21 protein-coding genes are annotated in these 24779 nt (G+C 57.6%); 13 read left to right on the top strand and 8 right to left on the bottom strand.

From position 1 onward, the window contains the following. Window positions 1-64: 64 nt before the first annotated feature. The 3 genes from GWQ29_RS07140 to dcuC form a co-directional block, all read right to left on the bottom strand. On the bottom strand, window positions 65-1708 hold the full coding sequence (locus tag GWQ29_RS07140; RefSeq protein ID WP_275919090.1) for a hypothetical protein: 1644 nt from the start codon (window positions 1706-1708) through the stop codon (window positions 65-67). Between the two features lie 185 nt (window positions 1709-1893). Further along, window positions 1894-3555: a bifunctional metallophosphatase/5'-nucleotidase gene (locus GWQ29_RS07145; RefSeq protein WP_275919091.1), complete on the bottom strand. Its 1662-nt coding sequence runs from the start codon at window positions 3553-3555 to the stop codon at window positions 1894-1896. Window positions 3556-3699: 144 nt separating this feature from the next. Beyond that, a complete protein-coding gene (gene dcuC / locus GWQ29_RS07150) occupies window positions 3700-5052 on the bottom strand; it encodes an anaerobic C4-dicarboxylate transporter DcuC (RefSeq protein ID WP_017411587.1) in 1353 nt (450 codons plus the stop codon). A 336-nt stretch (window positions 5053-5388) separates the two neighbouring features. Here dcuC and GWQ29_RS07155 point away from each other — a divergent pair, with 336 nt between their 5' ends. Continuing rightward, window positions 5389-5988, top strand: coding sequence for a DUF922 domain-containing protein (locus tag GWQ29_RS07155; protein WP_265421400.1), 600 nt, complete (start codon window positions 5389-5391; stop codon window positions 5986-5988). Between the two features lie 88 nt (window positions 5989-6076). Here GWQ29_RS07155 and mnmC read toward each other — a convergent pair whose 3' ends face one another. Then, complete coding sequence (gene mnmC / locus GWQ29_RS07160) at window positions 6077-8095, bottom strand: bifunctional tRNA (5-methylaminomethyl-2-thiouridine)(34)-methyltransferase MnmD/FAD-dependent 5-carboxymethylaminomethyl-2-thiouridine(34) oxidoreductase MnmC (RefSeq protein ID WP_275919092.1); 2019 nt, start codon at window positions 8093-8095, stop codon at window positions 6077-6079. Between the two features lie 90 nt (window positions 8096-8185). Between mnmC and fabB the strand changes: the two genes are divergently transcribed. Then, window positions 8186-9397, top strand: a complete 1212-nt coding sequence (gene fabB / locus GWQ29_RS07165) for a beta-ketoacyl-ACP synthase I (RefSeq protein ID WP_265421402.1) — start codon at window positions 8186-8188, stop codon at window positions 9395-9397. Between the two features lie 62 nt (window positions 9398-9459). Here the strand turns inward: fabB and GWQ29_RS07170 are convergent, their stop codons facing one another. The 3 genes from GWQ29_RS07170 to GWQ29_RS07180 form a co-directional block, all read right to left on the bottom strand. Next, on the bottom strand, window positions 9460-9954 hold the full coding sequence (locus GWQ29_RS07170; protein WP_265421403.1) for a GNAT family N-acetyltransferase: 495 nt from the start codon (window positions 9952-9954) through the stop codon (window positions 9460-9462). 120 nt (window positions 9955-10074) lie between these two features. Then, complete coding sequence (locus GWQ29_RS07175) at window positions 10075-10395, bottom strand: DUF4377 domain-containing protein (RefSeq protein WP_058394625.1); 321 nt, start codon at window positions 10393-10395, stop codon at window positions 10075-10077. Between the two features lie 94 nt (window positions 10396-10489). Continuing rightward, complete coding sequence (locus GWQ29_RS07180) at window positions 10490-11776, bottom strand: citrate synthase (RefSeq protein ID WP_159166252.1); 1287 nt, start codon at window positions 11774-11776, stop codon at window positions 10490-10492. 423 nt (window positions 11777-12199) lie between these two features. Here GWQ29_RS07180 and sdhC point away from each other — a divergent pair, with 423 nt between their 5' ends. The 10 genes from sdhC to GWQ29_RS07230 all read left to right on the top strand — a co-directional run bounded on the left by sdhC (window position 12200) and on the right by GWQ29_RS07230 (window position 23448). Next, window positions 12200-12589 (top strand): succinate dehydrogenase cytochrome b556 subunit, encoded by a 390-nt coding sequence (gene sdhC, locus GWQ29_RS07185; protein ID WP_265461458.1) that lies wholly within the window; start codon window positions 12200-12202, stop codon window positions 12587-12589. Next, window positions 12583-12927 carry a succinate dehydrogenase, hydrophobic membrane anchor protein gene (gene sdhD, locus GWQ29_RS07190; protein WP_005310895.1) on the top strand — a complete coding sequence of 115 codons (345 nt, stop codon included), beginning with the start codon at window positions 12583-12585 and terminating at the stop codon, window positions 12925-12927. The genes sdhC and sdhD overlap by 7 nt, the downstream gene beginning before the upstream one ends. Window position 12928: 1 nt before the next feature. Then, on the top strand, window positions 12929-14695 hold the full coding sequence (sdhA, locus tag GWQ29_RS07195; protein WP_034524204.1) for a succinate dehydrogenase flavoprotein subunit: 1767 nt from the start codon (window positions 12929-12931) through the stop codon (window positions 14693-14695). 134 nt (window positions 14696-14829) lie between these two features. Then, on the top strand, window positions 14830-15546 hold the full coding sequence (locus GWQ29_RS07200) for a succinate dehydrogenase iron-sulfur subunit (protein ID WP_005310899.1): 717 nt from the start codon (window positions 14830-14832) through the stop codon (window positions 15544-15546). A 122-nt stretch (window positions 15547-15668) separates the two neighbouring features. After that, a complete protein-coding gene (gene sucA, locus GWQ29_RS07205; RefSeq protein WP_265461459.1) occupies window positions 15669-18479 on the top strand; it encodes a 2-oxoglutarate dehydrogenase E1 component in 2811 nt (936 codons plus the stop codon). Between the two features lie 33 nt (window positions 18480-18512). Further along, a complete protein-coding gene (gene odhB, locus GWQ29_RS07210) occupies window positions 18513-19697 on the top strand; it encodes a 2-oxoglutarate dehydrogenase complex dihydrolipoyllysine-residue succinyltransferase (RefSeq protein ID WP_059167560.1) in 1185 nt (394 codons plus the stop codon). A gap of 120 nt (window positions 19698-19817) precedes the next feature. Continuing rightward, complete coding sequence (sucC, locus tag GWQ29_RS07215) at window positions 19818-20984, top strand: ADP-forming succinate--CoA ligase subunit beta (RefSeq protein WP_005310904.1); 1167 nt, start codon at window positions 19818-19820, stop codon at window positions 20982-20984. Further along, window positions 20984-21856, top strand: coding sequence for a succinate--CoA ligase subunit alpha (gene sucD, locus GWQ29_RS07220; protein WP_275919093.1), 873 nt, complete (start codon window positions 20984-20986; stop codon window positions 21854-21856). The genes sucC and sucD overlap by 1 nt, the downstream gene beginning before the upstream one ends. Before the next feature lie 168 nt (window positions 21857-22024). Next, window positions 22025-23092 (top strand): hypothetical protein, encoded by a 1068-nt coding sequence (locus GWQ29_RS07225; RefSeq protein WP_275919094.1) that lies wholly within the window; start codon window positions 22025-22027, stop codon window positions 23090-23092. A gap of 56 nt (window positions 23093-23148) precedes the next feature. Continuing rightward, window positions 23149-23448 (top strand): hypothetical protein, encoded by a 300-nt coding sequence (locus tag GWQ29_RS07230; RefSeq protein ID WP_275919095.1) that lies wholly within the window; start codon window positions 23149-23151, stop codon window positions 23446-23448. Between the two features lie 422 nt (window positions 23449-23870). Here the strand turns inward: GWQ29_RS07230 and GWQ29_RS07235 are convergent, their stop codons facing one another. Next, window positions 23871-23996 carry a hypothetical protein gene (locus GWQ29_RS07235; RefSeq protein WP_275919096.1) on the bottom strand — a complete coding sequence of 42 codons (126 nt, stop codon included), beginning with the start codon at window positions 23994-23996 and terminating at the stop codon, window positions 23871-23873. 65 nt (window positions 23997-24061) lie between these two features. Here GWQ29_RS07235 and GWQ29_RS07240 point away from each other — a divergent pair, with 65 nt between their 5' ends. After that, on the top strand, window positions 24062-24499 hold the full coding sequence (locus tag GWQ29_RS07240) for a YcgN family cysteine cluster protein (protein WP_005310910.1): 438 nt from the start codon (window positions 24062-24064) through the stop codon (window positions 24497-24499). The last annotated feature ends 280 nt before the right edge of the window (window positions 24500-24779 follow it).

Below are 24779 nucleotides of genomic sequence, written 5' to 3' on the forward strand. Positions count from 1 at the left end.
GTGCGCCCAAACAAAAGGGCCGTCACTGCATGCAATGACGGCCCTTTTCGGCGATGGGGCGGGATCAGCGCCTGCGATAGAGGCCCGGATCCACCTCTTCATACTGGCTCACCAGATATTGATAGAAGGCGAGACTGGATGGGGTGGTCGGTTGTTTCAGCTCGTCTGCAATCCGCTCCGGTTTGGCGATGATGAACTTGGGGCTCTGGCGCTTGATGTCGGCCAGCACCCGCTCACGCACATCGTAGGGCGGATTGACATTGGCAAAGAAGAGGTAGGCCGACGCTGGTTGGCGATCGGTCCACAGATAGTATTGCGGCTGAATGCCATCGACCCAGATCTTGTCGGTCGGGCCGGTTTCGGCCTTGATCCGGTCGACCCGCACCTGGGCTGGCGGGTTGAACGGCTTGCCCTTCAGGCTGCCCTCCCAGGCGTTGTTGAGCAACAGGGCCAGCATGGCCAGCGAGGCGAGCCAGGGGGTGGCACTGCGCACATCCCAGGCGCGCCACAGGGGCACCAGGATCAGCACGGGCAAGGCCCACAGCAGGCTGTTGCCGAGCACTTCCCGTACTCGTTCCAGCGACCACTCTTTGGTGCTCCAGCCATAACCGAGCTGCTGGGCCAGCAGCCAGCTGGCAGTCAGCACCACCAGCGAGATGCAGAGCAGGCCGAGACCATCGGCCTGCTGTTCGCTGCGATCCAGCAGACAGGCGAGCGGCAGCAGGGCCAGCGGCAGATAGAGAACGTCGTAGTGATCAAACACATGGCCGGAGACAGAGTTGGCAATCAGGGTAAAGATCACGCCAAACAGGGTGGCGCACAGGGCGGGCAGATACCACTCCTGACGCCGGCCCATCATCAGGACGATGAAGGCGGGCAGCAGCATGATGAGGCCGGTGCGTAGCAGGCCGACGCTGCCCACATCCGGCGAGAAGCCTGTGCCGTAGCTGCCCTCGAAGAAGATATCGAAGGCGTAATACTTGAATTCGGCCAGCAGGCTGTGGTGCTGGAAGTAGGCGAACAGGGGGCCGCCAATCAGGGCCAGACCCAGCAGGCTGGAAAAGAGCAGGGCGAAGGCGCAACGCCATTGTTCGCGCAGGCACCAATGGCAGAACAGTACCAGATACCAGGCCCCCCAGAAGGCGCCGTTGTTGGTACGCATCCAGGCCACGATAGCAAAGGTCAGCGCCGCCACCAGGGCTGGGCCCCAGCTGAAGCGTTTGTCCAGCAGCATGGTGATGAAGGCCCACTGGGCGATGAGGGCCAGGTGGAATGTCCAGTCCTCTGTCATGTTGCCGTAGTAATAGCGGGTGCTGTAGAGCGCCAGCACTGCCAGCATGGTGCCGAGGCGGGCGCGCAGGGAGAGGCCAAGCTGAGCGAATGCCTGCCAGCTGGCCAGCAGACCGAGCCAGCAGAGCGCCCATTCCAGCAGCCAGATCCCGAAGAAACCGCCCATATGATAACCGAGCGCATCGAGGGCGAAGATCATGGGGCCCTTGATGTCGATCATGTCCCGATAGAGCACGCCCCCCTCGCTCCACATCTTGCCCATCACCGCAAACAACGAGGCATCGAAACCGGGGGCCATGCCATGAAACAGCGGATTGCGCAGACAAAACAGCAAGGCCAGCAGACCGGTGAGCAGGATGACTAGCGGCCTTAGGCCCGGATTGACACGAGGAGCGGTAAAACGGATGGCATGATTCATGGGTGACCTGTTCCTGCTGGGAAGTCTCGAAAGCGGGCCTATCTTGCCGAGCCTGACTGCGCTATGCAATGGGCGAGGGTAATGTGCTTGAAATAATTTGCAAAAGTGCCGCTTCCCGGCAAGAAAGCGGCACTTTTTCTGACACAGGAAGGAGAAGCGGTAACGTGAGTCCCTTACCCGCTGACTCACGGCATGGCGTGAGGGCCGTGATACTCCACCAGCCCCGGCAGGGTTGCGAGCTCGGGCAGATAACGGGCCCAGCGGATGAAGGCATCCGCCAGCGTAATGCCGAGCTCCTGATTGTGCTGGGTCAGGGTGCGAGCCAACGCCGTGTAGCCCTCCTTGCCGGAGGCGGTATAGGCACTGGATACTCCCCGATAGATGGCGTTGGCCTCGACTGGCTGCCAGCAGCCTGGCGCGCTTTCCCACTCCAGACGGGTGATCCTGGCCCCCTTGGGACGATCAGCCTGATAACAGAAGCGCATCCCGGCTGTGTAGGGGAAGCTGCCGTTACCATTGCCCGTCACGCCGTTGTTGGTGGCGTTGTCGATGGCGCCTTCCAGCGCCTCAGCCAGCTCATGGCCATGCACCCGGTAGAGGGTGAGGGGGATGGCAAACGGGAGCAGGCGACCTGCGATGTCCGCTTCGCTCAAGGGACCTGGCTCCAGGGAGCAGCGTACCCCCCCTGCGTTGTGCAGGGCGAAATCCACCTGACCAACCTGTTCGCGGGCTCCGATCAGCATGGCGTGGGCCACCAGCGGAGCAACCTGGCTGCCGGCGGGCAGATTGGCATCGGGCAGGCGCTGATGATGGAGCGGCCCGGCGAGATGGGTCACGATGCGCTGTGTCATGGTCTCGAGCTCGGGCCGGTAGCGTTTGGCCAGATGCTGCTCGAGCTCTGAGGCCGGCTCGCAGAAGTACAGCCCTGCAGGGGGCTCTGAGGCAAACGGCCAGGGTTGCCAGGGCAACCATTCCAGTTGGCCTTGACTGCGACTCACACGTCCGCTGGCATCAAACTCCAGCTCGCATACCCCCAGGCAGAGCGCGCTGTGAGCGGCATGGAGGATAGCCACTTCGTTTACCATCAACGGATAACTGCCATCGATCTCGAGCCCCAAGGGCGCGAGATCCCCCAGTTGACTGTGGGTGTGGCCGCCAATGATGAGGCTCAGTTCCGGAAAGCGGGCCGCAAGGCGCTTGTCTTGCTCCAGTCCCAGGTGGCTAAGCAAAATAATGTGGTGGATGCCCTCGGCCTTGATCTCGCCGATCGCGGCGGTCAGGGTGTCATCGATACCATGAAAGCGGGTATGGGGATCCGGATTGGCGATGGCGGCCATCTGCGGCAGCGTGATGCCAAGCAGCGCAAAGGGGACGCCGTCTATGATGCGTTTATGCCAGGGACGGCTGGCATCATGAAGCATGGGCAGGCCCTGCAGGCGCAGCGGGGTATCGGTCGGCTCCTGGCTGCTGTCGAGGTTGGCGGCCAGCACGGGAAAATCGAGCTGGCGCAAAAATTCTACCAGAGGACCGTTGCCCAGATCGAACTCGTGATTGCCGATCACCATGGCATCGGGTCGCAACAGGCTCAGCAAGTCGGCATTGGCCCGTCCCTTGAAGCGGTTGAAATAGAGTGACCCCTGAAAGGTATCGCCACCGTGCAGGAACAGGCAGGTCTGGCCCGCCGCGTCAGCATGCTGGCGCAGGGCGGTGAGTCTGGTAAGAATGCGGGCATAGCCGCCACACGGGGTGCGCCATTCTGACTCGCCAACAGGGAAGAAGCGCATGGGGGCGCCATCGAAATGGGAGTGGCAGTCACTGAAATGGGCAAGTTGAACCGTAATACTCATCTCGGTCCTCCTTAGAGAAAAAGAGCACCGAGTCTACTCCAACCTCGGGGGAAGATACTAGCCCGGCAGGACGCCGGGCTAGTAAGGGAAGAGAAGGACCAGGCGGGAGCCTGCTCAGGGAACCGCGTTGGTCCGACGCAGATCTCAGGCGGGAACCATGATCTGGGTGGCGAGGATCACCACCACCAGGCCGACGGCGACCGGTACCGAGGTGCGTTTGACCACCTCGAACGGGGAGAGGTTGCCCATGCCCGCACAGGCAACCACCACGCCGGAGACAGGCGAGATGGTGCGACCCAGGTTGGAGGCTTGCAGCATGGGGATGACCAGATAGGCGGGATTGACGCCGAGGCTGGTGGCCAGGTGCGGGATCAGCTCCACGAAGGCGTAGAAGGGAGCATTGCCGGATCCTGTGGTAAAGGCGGCCAGGGTGGTGATGACCACCAGTACCAGCATGATGACGATACCGCCGGTGCCAAAGCTCTGGGCCAGATCCAGGAGGTTCGCGATGAAGCCCAGCCCCATCAGACCCTGGGCAAACACACCGGCGCCCACCAGCAGCATGACCACGCCGGCGAAGGCATCTGCCATGCTGCGCCAGCATACCTGCAGACCTTCGAGCAGATCCTTGCCATTGCGTTTACGCACAAGCTCCAGCAAGGCAGCCAGCACCAGACAGATGACGATGATGGTCACTATGTCGAGTTTGGGGCCCACTTTGCCGTCAAACAGCAGCACGCCGATGATGGGGGTAAACGGCAGTATGGCGTAGAAGCCGGGAGCATCCGTAATGAGATCGCTCGGTGCGACAGGCTCGTTGTGCTCGCCCGATTTCTGGTCCAGATAACGCTGCCAGAAGAAGTGGGCGACCGCCATGGCGGCGATGGCCACCAGCGAGATGGGCAGGGTCAGCTTGAAGGCAAAGTCGAGCAGCTCCATGTTGGCGGCCTGGGCGGCCATCACAACGTCACCCGAGGTGGGCGCCAGAATGATGGCGGCCGGAGAAGCACACACAGCGGCTGCGGCGCCACGGGAGATCCCCATGTTGACCATCAGCGGGAACAGGGTGGCCATCAAGAGCACGCCCAGACCGGTTGCAGAGCTCACCGCCAGCGACATGGCACAGGCCACCAGATAGGCGGCCACCAGCAGTATGTAGGGGGATTTGATGATGCCGAGCGGCTTGCTGGCCAGCTTCACCAAAATGGTGTTGGCGCCGATGTGGCTCATGTAACCGGCAAAACCGCACAGCACCATGATCAGCATGCCCAGGCCACCGCCACGATCCACCAGCAGGAAGCGCACATATTCGAAGATATCGGTGGCGACATGGCCGGTGGAGGTGACGCTGGCGGGCAGCACCGTCTTGCCCATCAGGGCGGTAATGGTCAGCAGCAGCAAACCGCCGCTGAGCAGCACCCCGGTGGCCGAGTAGCCCTTGAAGATGTAGCGCCCCACGGTCAGGGTGACCAGGGTACCAATAAGGAGTTCCATCATAGAGTGAGTTCCTGAGTACGAAATGAAGGTGGATGCATTTCATGGGTTAACTTGGCGGTTAATCTGGTCAATTGCGGAAAGCATCAACAGAAAACTCGGCGATTATTATCTAATAAGGGGTAACTCACCATGATGTTGGTCATCACTTGTGATCTCGCTTGCAAATCAATGGGGACGCGGGGTTGCGACTTGTCTGGCTGACACATAGTCTTTGTGACGGGAGTAGATGACTGCCGACGGGAACGCGGTTAATCTCTTGTTTCGTCTATTAATACGTTGATTATTAATTAAAATAACACTCCAGTCATCAATGAGGTCAAGGCAGCATAAATGGGCATGGTCAGCAAAGTTTTCATGGTGGCACTCTTGCTCCATGCTGCTACGGTCGGGGCCGAAATGTCGCATTATGCCGGCATCAAGGTGGAGCCGGATATCAAGGTGGATTTCCAGTTTTATCGGGTGTTTGGGCAGGATGTCGCCAGTGTGGCCCGGCAGATAGCAAAACAGGGGCCTGCCCAGGCCAGAGGCCATATCGGCATGGCCAGTTACCAACTTTCCTGGCAACTGCAGACCCGCCCCGGGGTGAGCCGCTGCGAGCTGGAACAGGTCAAGGTCATGACCCGCATCAAGGTGATGGTGCCGAACTGGATGGACAAGGCCAGAGCTTCCGCCGCCGAGCGGCAAAAATGGGACGCGCTGGTGGGTGCCATGTTCGACTACGAGAGCCGCCACAAGGACATACTGCTGGAGAGCGTCAGCCTGCTTGGCATCAAGCTGGTACAACTGCCGGTGGCGCGTGATTGCGCCGCCCTGCAATATCAGGCCTGGCAGCAGGGGCAGGAGGTGCTTGCCAGCTCCCGTGAGCGTTTCACTCTGTTGCAGCAGCAGACCGATCATGGCCGCAAACTTGGGCTGGTCTGGCCCAAAGGCATCTAGCACATCGACATGCATGACAAGCGATAAAACGGGCTCCCATCGGGGAGCCCGTTTTTATTGTATCCAAGCCGTCAGCTGCACCAATGGGCTAATTGAGGGGCTTGCCCTTGAGCAGTTTGCGTATCCAGTAGCGGGCAGGATGAAGCGCTTCCAGCAGGTCGGTGGCCAGTGGCAAGGGATCGCCGCAGATCTCGCTGGCGAGCAGTTCGCCGCACAGAGGCGCCGAGCACAGGCCCCGCGAACCGAGTGCCCCTAGCACGTAGAGGCCCGGATGAAGCGGCAGTGGTGCAGCGTTTTGCTGATCACGCAGAAGCCGGGCGTAGTGATCCGCCAGGCTGGCCAATCTGGCGATTGGCCCCACCACCGGCAGGTGATCCCGGCTGGCGCAGCGCACGCCGACCCTGGCCTCATTGCTGCTTACATCCACCTCTGCTGGCCAGGCCTGGTCCGGCAGGCAGGCTTGCAGCCGAGCCTGGTTCTGAGCTTGTTCTTCTGCGCTGAATGCCTGTGTGCTCTGATTGCGGCCATAGCTGGCGCCGATGCAGTGTTCTGCATCATGGGCTGGCGTGAGATAGCCATCGTAACAGAGCACCGTCTTGAGCTGGCTCAGGGTTGCAGTGGTCGGCACATGGCTCACCTGACCGCGCACCGGATAGAGCGGCAGCTCGGCAAAGGGGAGCAGGGCTGGCAACTGATGACCAGCGGCCACTACCAGATTGGGTGCCTGCCATTGACGACCCTCACGGCTTGCAATCAGCCAGCCATCCACTTGCTCATGAATAGCCGTGACAGGGCAATCGTATTCCACTTGCAGCAGACCGCTTGCCTGCGCCTCCTTTATTGCTGCGCGGGTGAGATCGGCCGGACAGAGCCAGCCCCCCAACGGATAGCTGACCCCGACATGACCCGAGGGCAGACCACATTCGTGTTCGGCTTCAACGGTCGTCAGCGGGCGCATCAACGCGGGCGGGAAGGGGCCCAGTTGCATCTTGGCCAGCTTGGCGGTGGATTTGTCGTCATAGCCAAGCTGCACTACACCGCATAAATCAAAGGCGATGGGATGGCGCTCGGCCAGGGTCAGCAGCCGTTGGCGTGCATAGCCGAAGGCCAGTGAATAAAAGCGTGACAAGGCATCGTGCTCGCCGTTGAGCAGGGGATAGAGTGCCCCCTGTCGATTGCCGGAGGCACCGGTCGCCAGTTCATTGTCGTCGCAAAGCAGAGTGACCTTGCGGCCCCGCTCTACCAGAGAGAGCGCCGTCATGGCCGAGGCGATGCCGCCGCCGATGATCACTACCTCGCCGTCTCGCCCCGCCGGTCTGGCATACCAGGGGGCAATGGTGCGCTGTGGTCTCTTGTCTACCCGCTCGCCTGCCAGCATTGCCCACTTGCTGCCATGGCCCTTGACCTTCTTCATGGCAAAGCCGGCGGCAATCAGGCCACGACGCACGAAGCCGGCGCTGGTAAAGGTGGAGATGGTTGCACCGGGACGAGCAAGGCGAGCGAGGCCGTCGAACAAGTCTTGCGTCCACATCTCGGGATTTTTTGCCGGTGCGAATCCATCCAGATACCAGGTATCCACCAGCCCCTGTTCACCATGAGGTACTTGCGGCAGCATCTCCTTGATGTCCCCAAGCCAGAGATCGAGTCGAATGCGGCCGCCCGCAAAGTGCAGACGATGGCAGCCAGGGACGGGCAGTGGCCACTGTGCTATGAGTGCCTGACTGAAGGGGGCAAGCTCGGGCCAGGCGGCCAGCGCCTTGCGAAGATCGTCCCGGGTGAGGGGGAATTTTTCGAAACTGATGAAGTGCAGACGGGCGCCGTTGCCGGTGTGGGGAGCCTGTTCCATGAAGGCTTTCATTGTCGCCAGAAAGTTAAGGCCTGTGCCGAAACCTGTTTCACCTATCACGAAACTGTCACTATTGTGGTGCGAAAATCGCGCTGGCAACCCATTTTGCTGCAAAAAGACGTAGCGGGTTTCACTTAGACCGTTATCATTGGAAAAGTACACATCCCCGAAGTCACTGGAGACTGGAGTTCCCGCTTCATTCCAGTCCAATCGGGCATGATGTAAGGATGTTTGACTCACGTTTCCCTCTGCTCGCGTCATAAGAACGCGGGCATTCTACGTGAAAGCAGACCAGTTTGGCAGCCGAAAGCGGGTAGACTTGGCGCCAGTTTTTCCAGACGAGATGAATTAATGAGAAGAGCAGTGATCACCGGTATCGGCGTCATCTCCAGTATCGGCAACAACAAGGAAGAAGTGCTGGCCTCCCTGAAAGCAGGTAAATCCGGCATCACCTATTCCGAGCAGTTCGAGCAGCACAGCCTGCGCAGCCGTGTCTGGGGTAACATCAAACTCGAGCCGTCTGAACTGATCGACCGTAAAGTCATGCGTTTCATGGGTGACGCTGCGGCCTATGCCTATCTCTCCATGCAGCAGGCCATTGAAGATGCCGGTCTGGCGGAAGATCAGGTCTCCAACGAGCGTACCGGCCTGGTGGTCGGTTCAGGTGGTGCCTCCGGCAAGAACACCTCGGAATCTGTAGACATCGCCCGCGAGAAAGGGGTAAAGCGTGTTGGCCCTTACATGGTGCCGCGCACCATGTCTTCCACCACCTCTGCCTGCCTGGCGACGCCGTTCCAGATCAAGGGTGTCAACTACTCCATCAGCTCCGCCTGCGCCACCTCTGCGCATTGCATCGGTCACGCCATGGAGCTGATCCAGCTGGGCAAACAGGATGTGGTCTTCGCTGGTGGTGGTGAAGAGCTGGACTGGTCATCCACCATACAGTTCGACGCCATGGGCGCCCTGTCCACCAAGTACAACGACACGCCGGAAAAAGCGTCCCGTACCTATGATGCAAACCGCGACGGTTTCGTTATCTCCGGTGGCGGCGGCATTCTGGTGGTCGAGGAGCTGGAACACGCCCTGGCCCGTGGTGCTCACATCTATGCCGAGCTGACCGGTTACGGTGCCACCTCTGATGGCTACGACATGGTTGCCCCGAGCGGTGAAGGTGCGGTGCGTTGCATGAAGATGGCGATGCAAGGTGTGGGTAAGGTTGACTACATCAACACCCACGGCACCTCCACGCCGGTCGGTGATACCAAAGAGCTGGAAGCCATCCAGACCCTGTTTGGCACCCAGGGCCCCAAGATCTCCGCCACCAAAGCGATGACCGGCCATGCGCTGGGCGCTGCTGGCGTGCATGAAGCTGTCTACTCCTTGCTGATGATGGAACATGGCTTTATCGCCCCCAGCATCAACATCGAGACCCTGGACGAGAAGGCCGAAGGTCTGCCCATAGTACGCGAGTACGAAGCGGCCGATCTCAATACCGTCATGTCCAACAGCTTCGGCTTTGGCGGTACCAACGCATCACTGGTATTCAGCAAGTTCAAGGCTTGATGAATCGATGATGTGAAAAAAGGCGCCGAAAGGCGCCTTTTTTATTGGCTGCGGGGCGACCCTCAAGCAGGGTCTGGCAGGGGCCGCCGCATGTAAACGGCGCCTTCACCATATTCGTTAAGTGGTTTGGGTGTAGCGGCAGGGACAAAGCCCTGTTTGTGCCAGAAACGAGCCGCGCCCTGTACCGCTACCAGACCTATATGTTCATAACCTTCCTCACTGGCAAAGGTAAGGGCGGTCTCCAGCAGCAGCTGGCCAACGCCCTTGCCGCGCGCCTGCTTTGAGACGGCCAGGTCGTGCAGATAGAACTCGTCGTTTCCCGCCAGGGTCTGCATCCGTACCGACAGGGACGGTGGCTGGTGGGCTTGCCAGGGATGGCAGAGCAGGTAACCCAGCACCTTGCCCTGATATTCGGCCACCCAGCAGCAGTCGGGAGCCAGGTCGGCCTTGTTGCTCATGACCTCGAGGGGCTCAGGATCCAGCTGCTGATAGCACTCGTCCTGAATAGCCATGATAGTGGGCCAGTCGTTGGCCCTGGTGGTACGGATCGTGATCATAGTGAGAGGGCATCGCTGCCTGGGTACGCTGATTAATTAATGTGTGCGTTTGCCAGCCTATCAGAATGCGGCCAGGAACTGAACAATCATTTCCAAACGATGCCTTTGATGGCAAGCCTTTTATCGGGCTGCCTGCTTGCTGACGATGTTGATCAGGCGATAACGCAGGGAGGGGGCATCCGCCGGTACATCGGTGAGCTGCTCCTTGCTGACGGTCAAGCGATACCGGTAGCCGGGTTCAAACTGAAATCCTTCAATCTGTTGGTAGAAGAGGCTCCAGGCTTGCTGTTCATCGCTGCGAACCTGCATGCACTGCATGGGGCCGACACCGACGCAGTCAATCAGCTGGCTGTTGATGTAGAGGGTTTCCCCTTGTGACGGGGCGGGGGCGCTCTGGCAAGCGGTGAGCAGCAGGGCGGCACTAAGGAAGAGTGGTCTCATGATGGACTCCTTTTGATCGAAAAGGGGCATTAGAGCGGCAAATAAAAAGGCGGTCAATGACCGCCTTGGTAACAAACCATGTCGACTCAGGGCATCAGCGCTGATCGATAGGAGTGAATTCCCGCAGTGCCTGCCCTGTATAGAGCTGACGCGGACGACCGATCTTCTGATCCGGATCCGAGTGCATTTCGTTCCAGTGGGCAATCCAGCCGATGGTACGGGAGATGGCGAAGATCACGGTGAACATGGACATGGGGATGCCGATGGCCTTCATGATGATGCCGGAGTAGAAGTCCACGTTCGGGTAGAGCTTCTTCTCGATGAAGTAGGGGTCGGACAGCGCAATGCGTTCCAGCTCCATGGCCACTTCCAGCAGCGGATCCTTGATCTGCAGCTCTTCCAGCACTTCGTGACAGGTCTGACGCATCACCTGGGCACGGGGATCGTGGTTCTTGTAGACACGGTGACCGAAACCCATCAGACGGAAGGGATCGTTCTTGTCCTTGGCCTTGGCGATGTACTCGGGAATGCGTTCCACCGAGCCGATCTCTTCGAGCATCTTGAGGCAAGCTTCGTTGGCACCACCGTGGGCCGGACCCCACAGGGAGGCGATCCCGGCGGCAATACAGGCAAACGGGTTGGCACCGGAGGAGCCGGCCAGACGCACTGTGGAGGTGGAGGCGTTTTGCTCGTGATCCGCATGCAGGGTAAAGATGCGGTCCATGGCGCGTTCGACGATGGGATTGACCTTGTACTCTTCGGTCGGCACGCCAAACATCATGTGCAGGAAGTTGCCGGCATAGGAGAGGGCGTTACGCGGCTGCATGAACGGCTGACCGATGGAGTACTTGTAGCACATGGCGGCCAGGGTCGGCATCTTGGAGAGCAGACGGAAGGCACAGATCTCGCGATGCTCTTCATTGTTGATGTCGAGCGCATCGTGATAGAAGGCAGACAGCGCACTGACCACGCCGCACATGATGGCCATGGGGTGGGAGTCACGACGGAAGCCGCGGAAGAAGAAGGCGATCTGTTCGTGCACCATGGTATGGCGGGTGACCAGACGATCGAATTCCGTGTACTGCGCCTTGGTGGGTGCCTCGCCGTACAGCAGGATATAGCAGACTTCGAGGTAGCTGGCCTGGGTGGCCAACTGGGCGATGGGGTAACCACGGTGCAGCAAGACACCCTGATCGCCGTCGATATAGGTAATGGATGATTTACAAGCACCGGTTGCCATAAATCCGGGGTCAAAGGTGAAGTACCCTTGCGCGCCCAATTTTCTGACGTCAATCACGTCGGGTCCGACAGTCCCTGACAGGATCGGTAGTTCTACCGGGTCTTTACCGGGCAGATGTAGGGTGGCTATCTTATCAGCCATAGCACGTCTCCTTTGCTCTTTTATAATTGGTTCCAGCTCTACTTTATTACGAGTTTGATGACGCTGGCAAAGGTTCTGACCCGTACCAGGGCGGCTGGAGCGCCTTATTTGAAACAGAGTTCAGGGTCGTTGTCAATTTTGCTGGATGATCATTAATGATTTGTTAAATGAGTTGTGAGATCTGGTTTACGGTTTTGAGTTTTCTTTGTAGCTAATTGATTGTCATTGGTTAAGCCCGCCGATATACTGCGCCTCGTGGGTGATGGCTGTCGGTGTTTGAAACGCTTTCGCAAAGCCGGATGTGATATTGAAAATGTTATTTTTGGCTTTCCCGAGTTGTTTTGGTAACAAAAACCTAACAAATGCCACTCCGTGCCCTCATAAGCGTGTAAAAACAATAACTAACGTGCTCAATGGAGCTGAGTGGGCAAAGCCGTGAAAAATAAACAGAGACCTGTAAACCTCGACCTACAGACGATCAGCTTTCCTGTCACCGCCATCGCTTCCATCTTGCATCGTGTCTCAGGGGTGATCACCTTTGTGGCGCTCTCTATCTTGCTGTGGATGCTTGGTACTTCACTCGCCTCTCCCGAAGGATTTGAAACAGTGTTGTCCATCATGGACAACTTCCTGGTCAAATTCGTGTTGTGGGGGATCCTGACTGCGCTGGCTTACCACATTGTGGGCGGTTTGCGTCACCTGGTCATGGACATGGGCTATTGGGAAGAGCTGGAATCCGGTAATCAGAGTGCCCGTGTGGCCTTCGTGATCACCGCGATTTTGGCGGTATTGGCGGGGGTACTGGTATGGTAACCAATTCTGCAACATTCGGGCGCAGCGGTGTTCATGATTACATCCTGATCCGCGCCACCGCCCTCATCATGACGGCTTACGTCCTCTATCTGGTTGGTTTTGTCGCCTTCAATGACATCAGCTACGAGGTATGGACCGGCTTTTTCGCCAAAACTTTCACCAAGGTATTCACCCTGTTGACCCTGCTGTGCGTACTGATCCACGCCTGGATTGGTCTGTGGCAGGTGCTGACTGACTATATCAAGCCGGTGGGACTGCGTGGCGCACTGCAATTTGCGCTGGTCGTGGTGCTGTTTGTCTATCTGATGACTGGTTTCGTCGTGCTGTGGGGTGTGTAAGGTGACTATTCCAACTCGTGAATTTGATGCGGTCGTGATTGGTGCCGGTGGTGCCGGTATGCGCGCCGCGCTGCAGATTGCCCAATCCGGCAAGAGCTGCGCTCTGTTGTCCAAGGTCTTCCCGACCCGTTCTCATACTGTTTCCGCTCAGGGCGGGATCACGGTTGCGCTGGGCAATGCCCACGATGACAACTGGCAATGGCACATGTATGACACCGTCAAAGGCTCCGATTACATCGGTGACCAGGAAGCGATCGAATACATGTGCAAGACAGGCCCCGAGGCTATCTATGAGCTGGAGAACATGGGCTTGCCCTTCTCCCGTTTCGACAACGGCTCCGTTTACCAGCGTCCGTTTGGTGGCCAGTCCAAGAATTTTGGAGGCGAGCAGGCGGCCCGTACTGCGGCGGCTGCTGACCGTACCGGTCACGCCCTGCTGCACACCCTCTATCAACAGAACGTCAAGAGCAAGACCACCGTCTTCTCCGAGTGGTATGCGCTGGATCTGGTGAAAAACCAGGATGGTCACATCGTTGGCTGTACCGCCATCGACATGGAGAGCGGCGAAGTCGTCTACTTCAAGGCCAAGGCCACAGTGCTTGCCACCGGCGGCGCCGGTCGCATCTACCAGTCCACCACCAATGCCCACATCAACACCGGTGACGGTGTCGGCATGGCGCTGCGCGCTGGCGTCGGCGTACAGGACATGGAGTTCTGGCAGTTCCACCCGACCGGCATCGCCGGTGCCGGGGTGCTGGTGACCGAAGGTTGCCGTGGTGAAGGAGGCTATCTGCTGAACAAGGATGGCGAGCGCTTCATGGAGCGTTACGCGCCGAACGCCAAGGATCTGGCCGGTCGCGATGTGGTGGCTCGTTCCATCATGATCGAAATCCGCGAAGGCCGTGGTTGCGATGGTCCCTGGGGCCCGCACATCAAGCTCAAGCTGGATCACCTCGGCAAAGAGGTACTGGAATCCCGTCTGCCAGGGATCTGCGAGCTCTCTCGTACCTTCGCCCACGTGGATCCGGTCAAAGAGCCCATCCCGATTATCCCGACCTGCCACTACATGATGGGCGGCGTGCCGACCAACGTGAACGGTCAGTGTCTGGCCCAGGATAAAGACGGCAATGACGTTCCTGTGGTCGGTTTGTTTGCGGTAGGGGAGATAGCCTGCGTCTCCGTGCACGGTGCCAACCGCCTCGGCGGCAACTCTCTGCTCGACTTGGTGGTGTTTGGCCGCGCGGCCGGCATGCACCTGGTCAATACCCTGGGCGAGATGGACCACGGTCGCGATGCCAGCGAATCTGACATCGACGCGGCCATGGCCCGCTTCAATCGCTGGGAAAACACCCGCGATGGGGAAGACCCGGTCCAGATCCGCAAGGACCTGCAGACCTGCATGCAGAACAACTTCTCCGTATTCCGTGAAGGTGACGCCATGGCCGAAGGGCTGGCCGAGCTCAAGCTTATCCGCGAGCGTCTGAAGAATGCCCGTCTGGATGACACATCCAAGGAGTTCAACACCCAGCGCATCGAGTGCCTGGAGCTGGACAACCTGATGGAGACGGCGTTCGCCACCGCGGTGGCGGCCAACTTCCGTACCGAGAGTCGTGGTGCTCACAGCCGCTTCGATTTCCCGGATCGCGACGATGAGGGTTGGCTGTGCCACAGCCTCTATCATCCGGACACCGAGTCCATGACCCGTCGCGCTGTCAACATGTCTCCGAAAACACGCGAGGCATTCCCACCCAAGGTGCGGACTTACTGACCGATGGTGGAGACAAGCACCATGAAGGACACATTATCGGCGTATCGCTACATTCGCCGGTCTGTGAAGAGGTGGGAGGCATTCCCATCTCTCTTCTCCAAGGTGCGGACTTAACGATTGCGGAGCCAAACAACATGAACGTCACATTCTCTGTCTACAGATACAATCCGGATGTTGATAACGTCCCCTATATGAAGGAATATCGTCTTGATATTCCTGAAGGTTCCGACATGATGGTGCTCGATGCACTGATCCAGTTGAAAGAGCTGGATCCCACTCTCGCCTTCCGCCGCTCATGCCGCGAAGGAGTCTGTGGATCAGACGGTCTCAACATGAATGGCAAGAATGGTCTTGCCTGCATCACCCCGCTCTCCGATCTGCTGAAGAAGGGCAATAACGTCGTTATCCGCCCCTTGCCAGGCCTGCCGGTGATCCGCGATCTGGTGATCGACATGACCCAGTTCTACACCCAGTGGGAGAAGGTCAAACCCTTCCTCATCAACGATGAAAAATTGCCGCCCGTGCGTGAGCACCTGCAATCCCCCGAAGAGCGCGCCAAGCTGGATGGCCTGTACGAGTGTATTCTCTGTGCTTGCTGCTCCACCTCTTGCCCCTCCTTCTGGTGGAACCCGGACAAGTTCATCGGCCCGGCCGGTCTGCTCGCAGCCTACCGCTGGTTGGCTGACAGCCGCGACACCGCCGCCACCGAACGACTGGGTAACCTGGATGACGCCTTCAGCGTGTTCCGTTGCCACGGCATCATGAACTGCGTGAACGTCTGTCCCAAGGGCTTGAACCCGACCAAGGCCATCGGTCAGATCAAGTCGATGCTGCTCAATCGGGCTGTTTAGTATCAGGGCCAGGGCGTCACGCGCCAGGCCCGACCTCTGGATAGCCATCCGACCCCATGGCTGGATGGCTATTTAAACCCTACAAGCTGCGCTGCAGTGAACAAGATGTACAAGGGATAGAAATGCATAACGGCGTGATGAAGGCCTGGTTGGAGTCATCTCACCTGGCTGGTGCGAATGCAAGCTATATTGAGGATTTGTACGAATCCTTCCTGGAAGACCCTGAATCCGTAGCCGAAGAGTGGCGCAGCCTGTTTAGCGAGCTGCCCCAGGTCAATGGCCACGCGGTTGAACAACCTCACTCCCGAGTCCGCGATTATTTCCGTCGTCTGGCCAAGGATCCCTCCCGTTACAGTGCCCCCGTCTCCGATCCGCAAGTGGATGCGAAACAGGTGCGCGTGCTGCAACTGATCAACGCCTTCCGTTTCCGCGGTCACCAGAATGCCAATCTGGATCCCCTTGGTCTCTGGACCCGTGAAACCGTTGCCGAACTGGATCCTGCTTTCCACAATCTGCAGGGCGCAGACATGGAGGCCACCTTCAATGTCGGCTCCTATGCCATCGGTCGCGAGACCATGGTGCTCTCCGATCTCTACGCCTCACTCAAGAAAACCTACTGCAGCAGCATAGGTGCCGATTACATGCACCTTACCTCTACCGAGGAGAAACGCTGGCTGCAGGACAGACTCGAATCCATCGAGGCCAAGGGCAACTACAGCCTCGAAGAGAAGACCCGTTTTCTCGAGAGCCTGACCGCTGCCGAAGGGCTGGAAAAATACCTGGGTGCCAAGTTCCCCGGTGCCAAGCGTTTCTCCCTGGAAGGGGGCGATGCCATGGTGCCCATGCTCAAGGAGTTGATCCGTCGCGCCGGTGAGCAGGGTTGCAAAGAGGCCGTCATCGGCATGGCCCACCGTGGCCGCCTGAACGTGCTGATCAACGTGCTTGGCAAGCGGGCACAAGAGCTGTTCGACGAGTTCGCCGGCAAGCATGGCGAGTCCTGGGGCACAGGGGATGTGAAGTACCACATGGGCTTCTCCTCCGATTTCGCCACCCCGGGCGGCAACGTTCACCTGGCGCTCGCCTTCAACCCGTCTCACCTCGAGATCGTCAACCCGGTGGTCATCGGTTCCGTCCGTGCGCGGATGGACAGACGTGGCGACAAGGATGGCTCCAGCGTCCTGCCCATCACCATTCACGGTGATTCGGCCATCGCCGGTCAGGGTGTGGTTGCCGAGACCTTCAACATGTCCCAGACCCGTGCCTATGGCGTGGGCGGGACTGTGCGCATCGTCATCAACAACCAGGTGGGTTTCACCACCTCCAACATGCGTGACGTGCGCTCCACCGAATATTGCACCGACATCGCCAAGGCGGTGCAGGCCCCCGTGCTGCACGTCAACGGGGATGATCCGGAAGCCGTGGTGCTGGTGACCCAGATTGCGCTGGATTACCGCAATACCTTCAAGCGCGACGTGGTGATCGAGCTGGTCTGCTACCGTCGTCACGGTCACAACGAGGCGGACGAGCCGAGCGCGACCCAGCCCTTGATGTACCAGAAGATCAAGCAGCACCCGACTCCGCGCAAGATTTACGCCGATCAGCTGGTAGCCGAAGGCAGCATCACCCAGGAGCTGGCCACCACCCAGGTCAACGACTATCGCGATGCCCTGGACAAGGGGGAGCGCGTGGTCAAGGAGTGGCGTCCGATGGAGCTGCACTCCGTCGACTGGACTCCGTACCTGGGTCACGACTGGGCCATGCACTATGACAGCACTGTGGCGATGGATCACCTCAAGTCACTGGGCGAGCGCATCAGCCAGTATCCGGCTGCCCACACGCTGCAGCGTCAGGTCGAGAAGATTTACGAAGACCGCCGTCTGATGGCGGCCGGCGAGAAGCTGCTGGATTGGGGCTTTGCCGAGACCCTGGCTTACGCCACCCTGGTGGACAAGGGTGCCCGCATCCGCATCACGGGTCAGGATTCCGGCCGTGGTACTTTCTTCCACCGCCACGCTGTGCTGCACAACCAGAACGATGCCAGCACCTACACGCCGCTGTGCAATATCCACGATGAACAGGGTCCATTCGAGGTCTTCGACTCCGTCTTGTCCGAAGAGGCGGTACTGGCCTTTGAATACGGTTATGCCAGCGCTGAGCCTGCCGGTCTCACCATCTGGGAAGCCCAGTTTGGCGACTTTGCCAACGGCGCCCAGGTGGTGATCGACCAGTTCCTCTCCTCCGGTGAGCAGAAGTGGGGCCGTATGTGCGGTCTGACCATGCTGCTGCCCCACGGTTATGAGGGGCAGGGGCCTGAGCACTCCTCCGCGCGGCTGGAACGTTATCTGCAGATGTGCGCAGAGCACAACATGCAGGTGTGCGTACCGTCCAACCCGGCTCAGGTATTTCACATGCTGCGTCGTCAGGTGGTGCGCCCCATGCGCCGTCCGCTGATCGTGATGTCGCCCAAATCCCTGCTGCGCCATCCGCTGGCGGTGAGCAAGCTCGAAGAGCTGGCCGAAGGCACCTTCCAGAATGCCATCGGCGAGATCGATGCGCTGGATCCGAAAGGGGTCAAGCGCGTGGTGTTCTGCTCCGGCAAGGTTTACTACGACCTGCTCGATGCCCGTCGCAAGGCCGAGCAGCAGGACGTGGCGCTGGTGCGTATCGAACAGCTCTATCCCTTCCCTGAAGCGGAAGTGCGCGCCATTCTGGCCGATTACGCCCATGTCACCGATTTCGTCTGGTGTCAGGAAGAGCCGCAGAACCAGGGCGCCTGGTACTGCACCCGTCATCACTACGATGGCGTGCTGCCAAGCGGTGCCCGTCTGCGTTATGCCGGTCGCCCGGCCTCGGCCTCACCCGCCGTCGGTTATATGTCGGTCCATACCAAGCAGCAGAAAGCCCTGGTGGAAGACGCCCTTACTCTGGCCTAAGCCCTGAACAAGAAGTAACAAGGAACTGATTACATGACTATCGAGATCAAGGTACCGGACCTGCCGGAATCAGTGGCGGACGCCACCATCGCCACCTGGCACAAAAAACCGGGTGACCTGGTTGCCCGTGACGAAGTACTGGTTGACATCGAAACCGATAAAGTCGTGCTGGAAGTCCCCGCGCCGGAAGCCGGTATTCTGGGTGACATCCTGCAAGCGGAAGGGGCGACCGTGTTGTCCCGCCAGCTGATCGCCATGCTCAAGCCGGCTCCCGTGGCCGGTGAAGAGACCAAAGAGAAGCCGGTGGAAGCGGTTGCCGACGACGGCGCAGATGGCTTGAGCCCCTCCGTTCGCCGTCTGGTGGCCGAACACGCCATCGACGTTGCCAAACTGACCGGTACCGGCAAGGGCGGTCGCGTCACCAAGGAAGACGTGGAAGCCTTCATCAAGGGTGGCAACAAACCTGCCGCCGCGCCGGTCGCTGCTGCGCCCGTGGCAGCGGTAGCGCCGCTGGTGGGTCGCACCGAGAAGCGCGTGCCCATGACTCGTCTGCGCAAGCGTATTGCCGAGCGTCTGCTGGAAGCCAAAAACACCACTGCCATGCTGACCACTTTCAACGAGATCAACATGGCGCCCATCATGAAGCTGCGCAAGCAGTACGGCGAGATCTTCGAGAAGAAGCACGGCATCAAGCTCGGCTTCATGTCCTTCTACGTCAAGGCGGTGGTGGAGTCCCTGAAACGCTATCCGGAAGTGAACGCCGGGCTGGACGGTGACGACATCGTTTACCACAACTATTTCGACGTCAGCATCGCCGTTTCTACCCCCCGCGGGTTGGTGACCCCTGTGCTGCGCGATTGCGACAACATGAGCCTGGCCGACATCGAGAAGGCCATCAAAGACTTGGCTGGCAAGGGCCGTGACGGCAAGCTGACCGTGGATGAACTGACTGGCGGCAACTTCACCATCACCAACGGTGGTGTGTTTGGCTCCCTGATGTCCACCCCCATCATCAACCCGCCCCAGAGCGCCATCCTGGGGATGCACAAGATCCAGGACAGACCCATGGCGGTGGACGGCAAGGTCGAGATCCTGCCGATGATGTACCTGGCCCTCTCCTATGATCACCGCATCGTCGACGGTCGTGAGTCGGTGGGCTTCCTGGTCTCCATCAAGGAGCTGCTGGAAGACCCGACCCGTCTGTTGCTGGATGTCTAGGCAATCAGCAAAATTCTGAGCGAATTAGAAAGATAACAAGGGGCCCTTGAGGCCCCCTTCACAGGGGATTGAGAAACACGAGCCCCGGACGGAAATACCTACAACACGGATAGAGCATCTATGAATCTGCATGAATATCAGGCAAAAAAGCTGTTTGCCGAGTATGGCCTGCCGGTCTCCGAAGGTTATGCCTGTGCAACCCCGCAGGAAGCGGCCGAAGCGGCCGATAAAATTGGCGGCACCACCTGGGTCGTCAAGTGCCAGGTCCACGCGGGTGGCCGCGGTAAAGCGGGCGGCGTCAAGCTGGCCAAGAGCAAGGACGAGATCCGCGCCTTTGCCCAGAACTGGCTCGGCAAGAACCTGGTGACCTATCAGACTGACGCCAACGGTCAGCCGGTGACCAAGATCCTGGTGGAATCCTGCACCGACATCGCCAAGGAGCTCTATCTGGGCGCCGTGGTCGATCGTGGCAGCCGTCGCGTGGTCTTCATGGCCTCTACCGAAGGTGGCGTGGATATTGAAAAGATTGCCCACGAAACCCCGGAACTCATTCACAAGGCCGCCATCGATCCGCTGGTGGGCCCGCAGGCCTATCAGGCGCGCGAGCTGGCCTTCAAGCTGGGTCTGGTCGGCGATCAGATCAAGCAGTTCACCAAGATCTTCATGGGTCTGGGCCAGATGTTCCTGGATTGCGACTTCGCGCTGCTGGAGATCAACCCGTTGGTGATCACGGCCCAGGGCAACCTGCATTGCCTCGACGGCAAGATCAACATCGATGCCAACGCCCTGTATCGCCAGCCCAAGCTGCGCGAGATGCACGATCCCTCCCAGGATGACCCCCGCGAAGCGCACGCCGCCCAGTGGGAGCTGAACTATGTGGCACTCGATGGCAACATCGGCTGCATGGTCAACGGCGCCGGTCTGGCCATGGGCACCATGGACATCGTCAATCTGCACGGCGGCTCACCGGCCAACTTCCTGGACGTCGGCGGCGGCGCCACCAAGGAACGTGTGACCGAGGCGTTCAAGATCATCCTCTCTGACAGCAAGGTGCAGGCCGTGCTGGTCAACATTTTCGGCGGCATAGTGCGCTGCGACATGATCGCGGAAGGCATTATCGGCGCAGTGAAGGAAGTGGGGGTCAAGGTGCCCGTGGTAGTGCGTCTGGAAGGCAACAATGCCGAACTGGGTGCCCGTAAACTGGCCGACAGCGGCCTCAATATCATCGCCGCAACGAGTCTGACTGACGCAGCTCAGCAAGTGGTTAAAGCAGCGGAGGCCAAATAATGAGCGTTCTGATCAACAAAGACACCAAGGTGATCTGCCAGGGCTTCACCGGCGGTCAGGGTACCTTCCACTCCGAACAGGCGATTGCCTACGGTACCCAGATGGTCGGCGGCGTGTCACCGGGCAAGGGTGGCACCACCCACCTGGGCCTGCCGGTGTTCAACACCGTCCGTGACGCCGTGGAAGCCACCGGCGCCACCGCCTCCGTCATCTATGTGCCAGCGCCGTTCTGCAAAGACGCCATCCTGGAAGCCATCGATGCCGGTATCAAGCTCATCGTCACCATCACCGAAGGCATCCCGACCCTGGACATGCTCGAGGTCAAGGTGAAGCTGCAGGAAACCGGCGTGCGCATGATCGGGCCCAACTGCCCGGGCGTCATCACCCCGGGTGAGTGCAAGATCGGCATCATGCCGGGCCACATCCACAAGCCAGGCAAGGTGGGCATCGTCTCCCGCTCCGGCACCCTGACCTACGAAGCGGTCAAGCAGACCACGGACGAGGGCTTCGGCCAGTCCACCTGCGTCGGTATCGGTGGCGACCCCATCCCGGGCTCCAACTTCATCGACATCCTGGAGATGTTCCAGAACGATCCCAAGACCGAAGCGATTGTGATGATCGGCGAGATCGGCGGCAGCGCCGAGGAAGAAGCGGCGGCCTACATCAAGGCCCACGTCACCAAGCCGGTGGTCTCCTACATAGCAGGCGTCACAGCCCCGGCTGGCAAGCGCATGGGTCATGCGGGCGCCATCATCGCCGGTGGCAAGGGCACCGCAGCAGAGAAATTTGCCGCCCTGGAAGATGCAGGCGTGAAAACCGTGCGCTCCCTTGCCGATATCGGCAAGGCTCTGCGTGAAGTAACCGGCTGGTAAGTTAGTTAGCCTGTTATCTCTGATAGAAAAATGCCGCCCAATGGGCGGCATTTTTATGAGCATATTAAAACACATTTTATATACAACTAGATCTTGAGGTATTCTCAAAGTAGGATATGGTAAATTCAGTGTGATACCATATTTTTATTTTAGTGAGTTGTATTATTTATGATTAAACTATTTGACACAAATCAAAGTAAAACTGTACTTGCTAAGTTCAGGCAAAAAATTGATGGCTTAATCCCCTTGAATGATTTCGATAAACAGCGAAATAGTCTGATTCGTTTAGTAATTAATGCCATGGATAAGAACCCTGATGAATGGAACAACTTTTGTCAAATAAATATAAAGTGGATTGGTGATCAATTTATTAGTCGATTGGCAGATAAAGATGAGCTAAGTAAAGAGCATTTGGATGACATTTGTTCAATGTGTTTCAGGTTTCTTTTTGAATTGTATCTCTCAACTAAAAATGACTTATCTTTTGAGTTCGAAAGAGCCAGGAAATTTGTATTTAATAATATGGAGTTGTTTGAAGAGTCAGCTAGAGAGCAAATTGAGTTCGCAATACGTGATATGCCTATAACTATTTTTAAGGCTGTTGCAAACAGTGACGAGATTGACTCACTTAAAAATTTTGATGCTGTTGCGGCGAAGGCTAAGCAACTTAAAGAAGAATGGGATAAAGATTTAAGTGAAAGAGAACGTCGAGTAAAATCAATTGAGGATTCTCTGTCTAGATATGAAAATGCATATAATTTTGTTGGTTTGTATCAAGGCTTTGATGATTTATCAAAAGAGAAGATACGTGAACGCGATGGGATTCTTGTTTGGCTTAAGCTGTTATCATTGGTTATAGTTTTACCGATAACCGCGGAGCTTATATTTATTTATGTCAATATTGATAGTTTATCTGTCATCAGAGATGGCTTGCTGGTATCCATTTTCCCTACAATATCTTTAGTCGCAATATCTATATATTATTTCAGAGTCCTTCTCTTTAATTATAAATCGGTTAAGTCACAGTTATTGCAGATTGATCTTAGAAAGACATTGTGTCGATTTATACAAAGTTATTCTAGTTATGCTAGTGAAATAAAAAGCAAAGATGCTGATGCTCTGGAGCGATTTGAAAGAGTTATTTTCTCCGGAATAGTAACGGAGGATGGTAATTTACCATCTACATTTGATGGGGTTGAGCAAATAAGTAAGCTCATAAACTCGGTCAAAGCATAGATTGTATAGTCGTAGATATGATGTTTTTAATTGTGGAATGTATCGAGGAGATAAAGATGGATATCGATAAAGACAGCCTTAAAAATGCTGTTTTAAAAAATCATTACACTTCAGCCATTCAGTCTATTGAGACACATGGAAAATATTGGTTTTCTGATACTCGACCAGCAGCATCTATGTTAGAAGACCTTTTACAAAAGGCTGAAAAAAATGTAATTTTAATTGATTTCCCACCTGTTTGGGAGTCTGTTATATGTCTTGTAGATAGTTATGACAGAGATTCACTTTTAGAAATCGCATACCAACGTCATGAACTTCTCGAAAAAGGAATAGATGTAGTTGAACTGCCTGTATGAAGTATTCTTCATGCAAATTCACACCTAGTTGTTTCGAATAAAGAAACGTATTTGGACGAACGGGGGATTAGTATGCCACAGCTATGTCCTACGGACAGAATCCAACGGGCCAAGATTGTTACGCTGCTGCAACCGTATTGGCCAACAGTGTCTTACTGATGAGTCAATACTGCCGCCGCTTGGGGTAGCAAGCTGGCCACGCTGGTTGCTAATGCCCCTCCGAGCCGGGTTAAAGGGGCAAGCTGAATCCGTGTTCAACCAAGACCATTTGCCCTTGCGCAGCTTCCCTCTCTGTCAGGTCTGACAATCACACCGCGCCATAAAAATGCCGGCTCAGGGGTCGGCATTTCGCTGGTAAAGGCACTAGGCTGGCGGCATCTCCGCTCCGCTCGTAGTTGATTGCCCGTCTTACCGCGTGAGCCTTATTGGGTAAATCGGTCTTGCTGCATACAGACGATGTGAGTGACTTTGATATCGTAGATCTGCTCCAGGGTACCGGCAGGGAGTTCATAGGCAAAACCGCCGCCAACCTTGAAAAATCGGGCCATAAGGCGTATAACCACGCGCTTTACTGGTCTATTTAGCGAGCCCCTCTATGCAGCAAGTCGAGAAAATGCAGCCAACTCCTTTTTGGCAGGAAAAGACCCTGCAACAGATGACAGCTGCCGAGTGGGAGTCCCTGTGTGATGGCTGCGGCAAGTGCTGCCTGAACAAGCTCATTGACGAGGACACCGACGAACTGGTGTTCACCAACGTCGCCTGCGATCTGCTCAACACCAAGACCTGCCAATGTTCCGATTACGGCAACCGCTTCCAGAAAGAGCCCGATTGCCTGCAGATCACATTCGACAAGATTGCCGAGTATGACTGGCTACCCTCGACCTGTGCCTACCGGTTGCTGGCCGAGGGGCAGACCCTGCCCGAATGGCATCCGCTGATCACCGGCAGTCGCTCCGCCATGCATCAGGCGGGACAGTCGGTGCGCGGCAAGGTGATACACGAAGCCCATGCCGGTGAGTGGATCGATCACATCATCACCTGGGCGAGTTGAACCCAGGCCAGCCAAGCCGTTATCCGGTCCACAGTGCTGTTGATATGCCGCAGGGGCAGGGGAGCCATACTCTTCTGCCCCTGCTGCTATCTGGCGGCTTGCCGCGAGCGATACACAGGCTTTGCCTCACCCTGGTCCTCCCTTGCGGGAGAGGGAACCGAGTGCGCTGTGCCTGTGCTCTGGTGGCCAGTCGATGGAGCTCGTTGCGGCTTTTCGCTTCACTGAAAAGAGGGAAGAGACGGGCAGGAGGGTGAGGGGAGAATCCACCCCAGTCCTTTCC

Source organism: Aeromonas sp. 2HA2, from assembly GCF_029237345.1.
GTDB classification, from domain to species: domain Bacteria; phylum Pseudomonadota; class Gammaproteobacteria; order Enterobacterales; family Aeromonadaceae; genus Aeromonas; species Aeromonas salmonicida.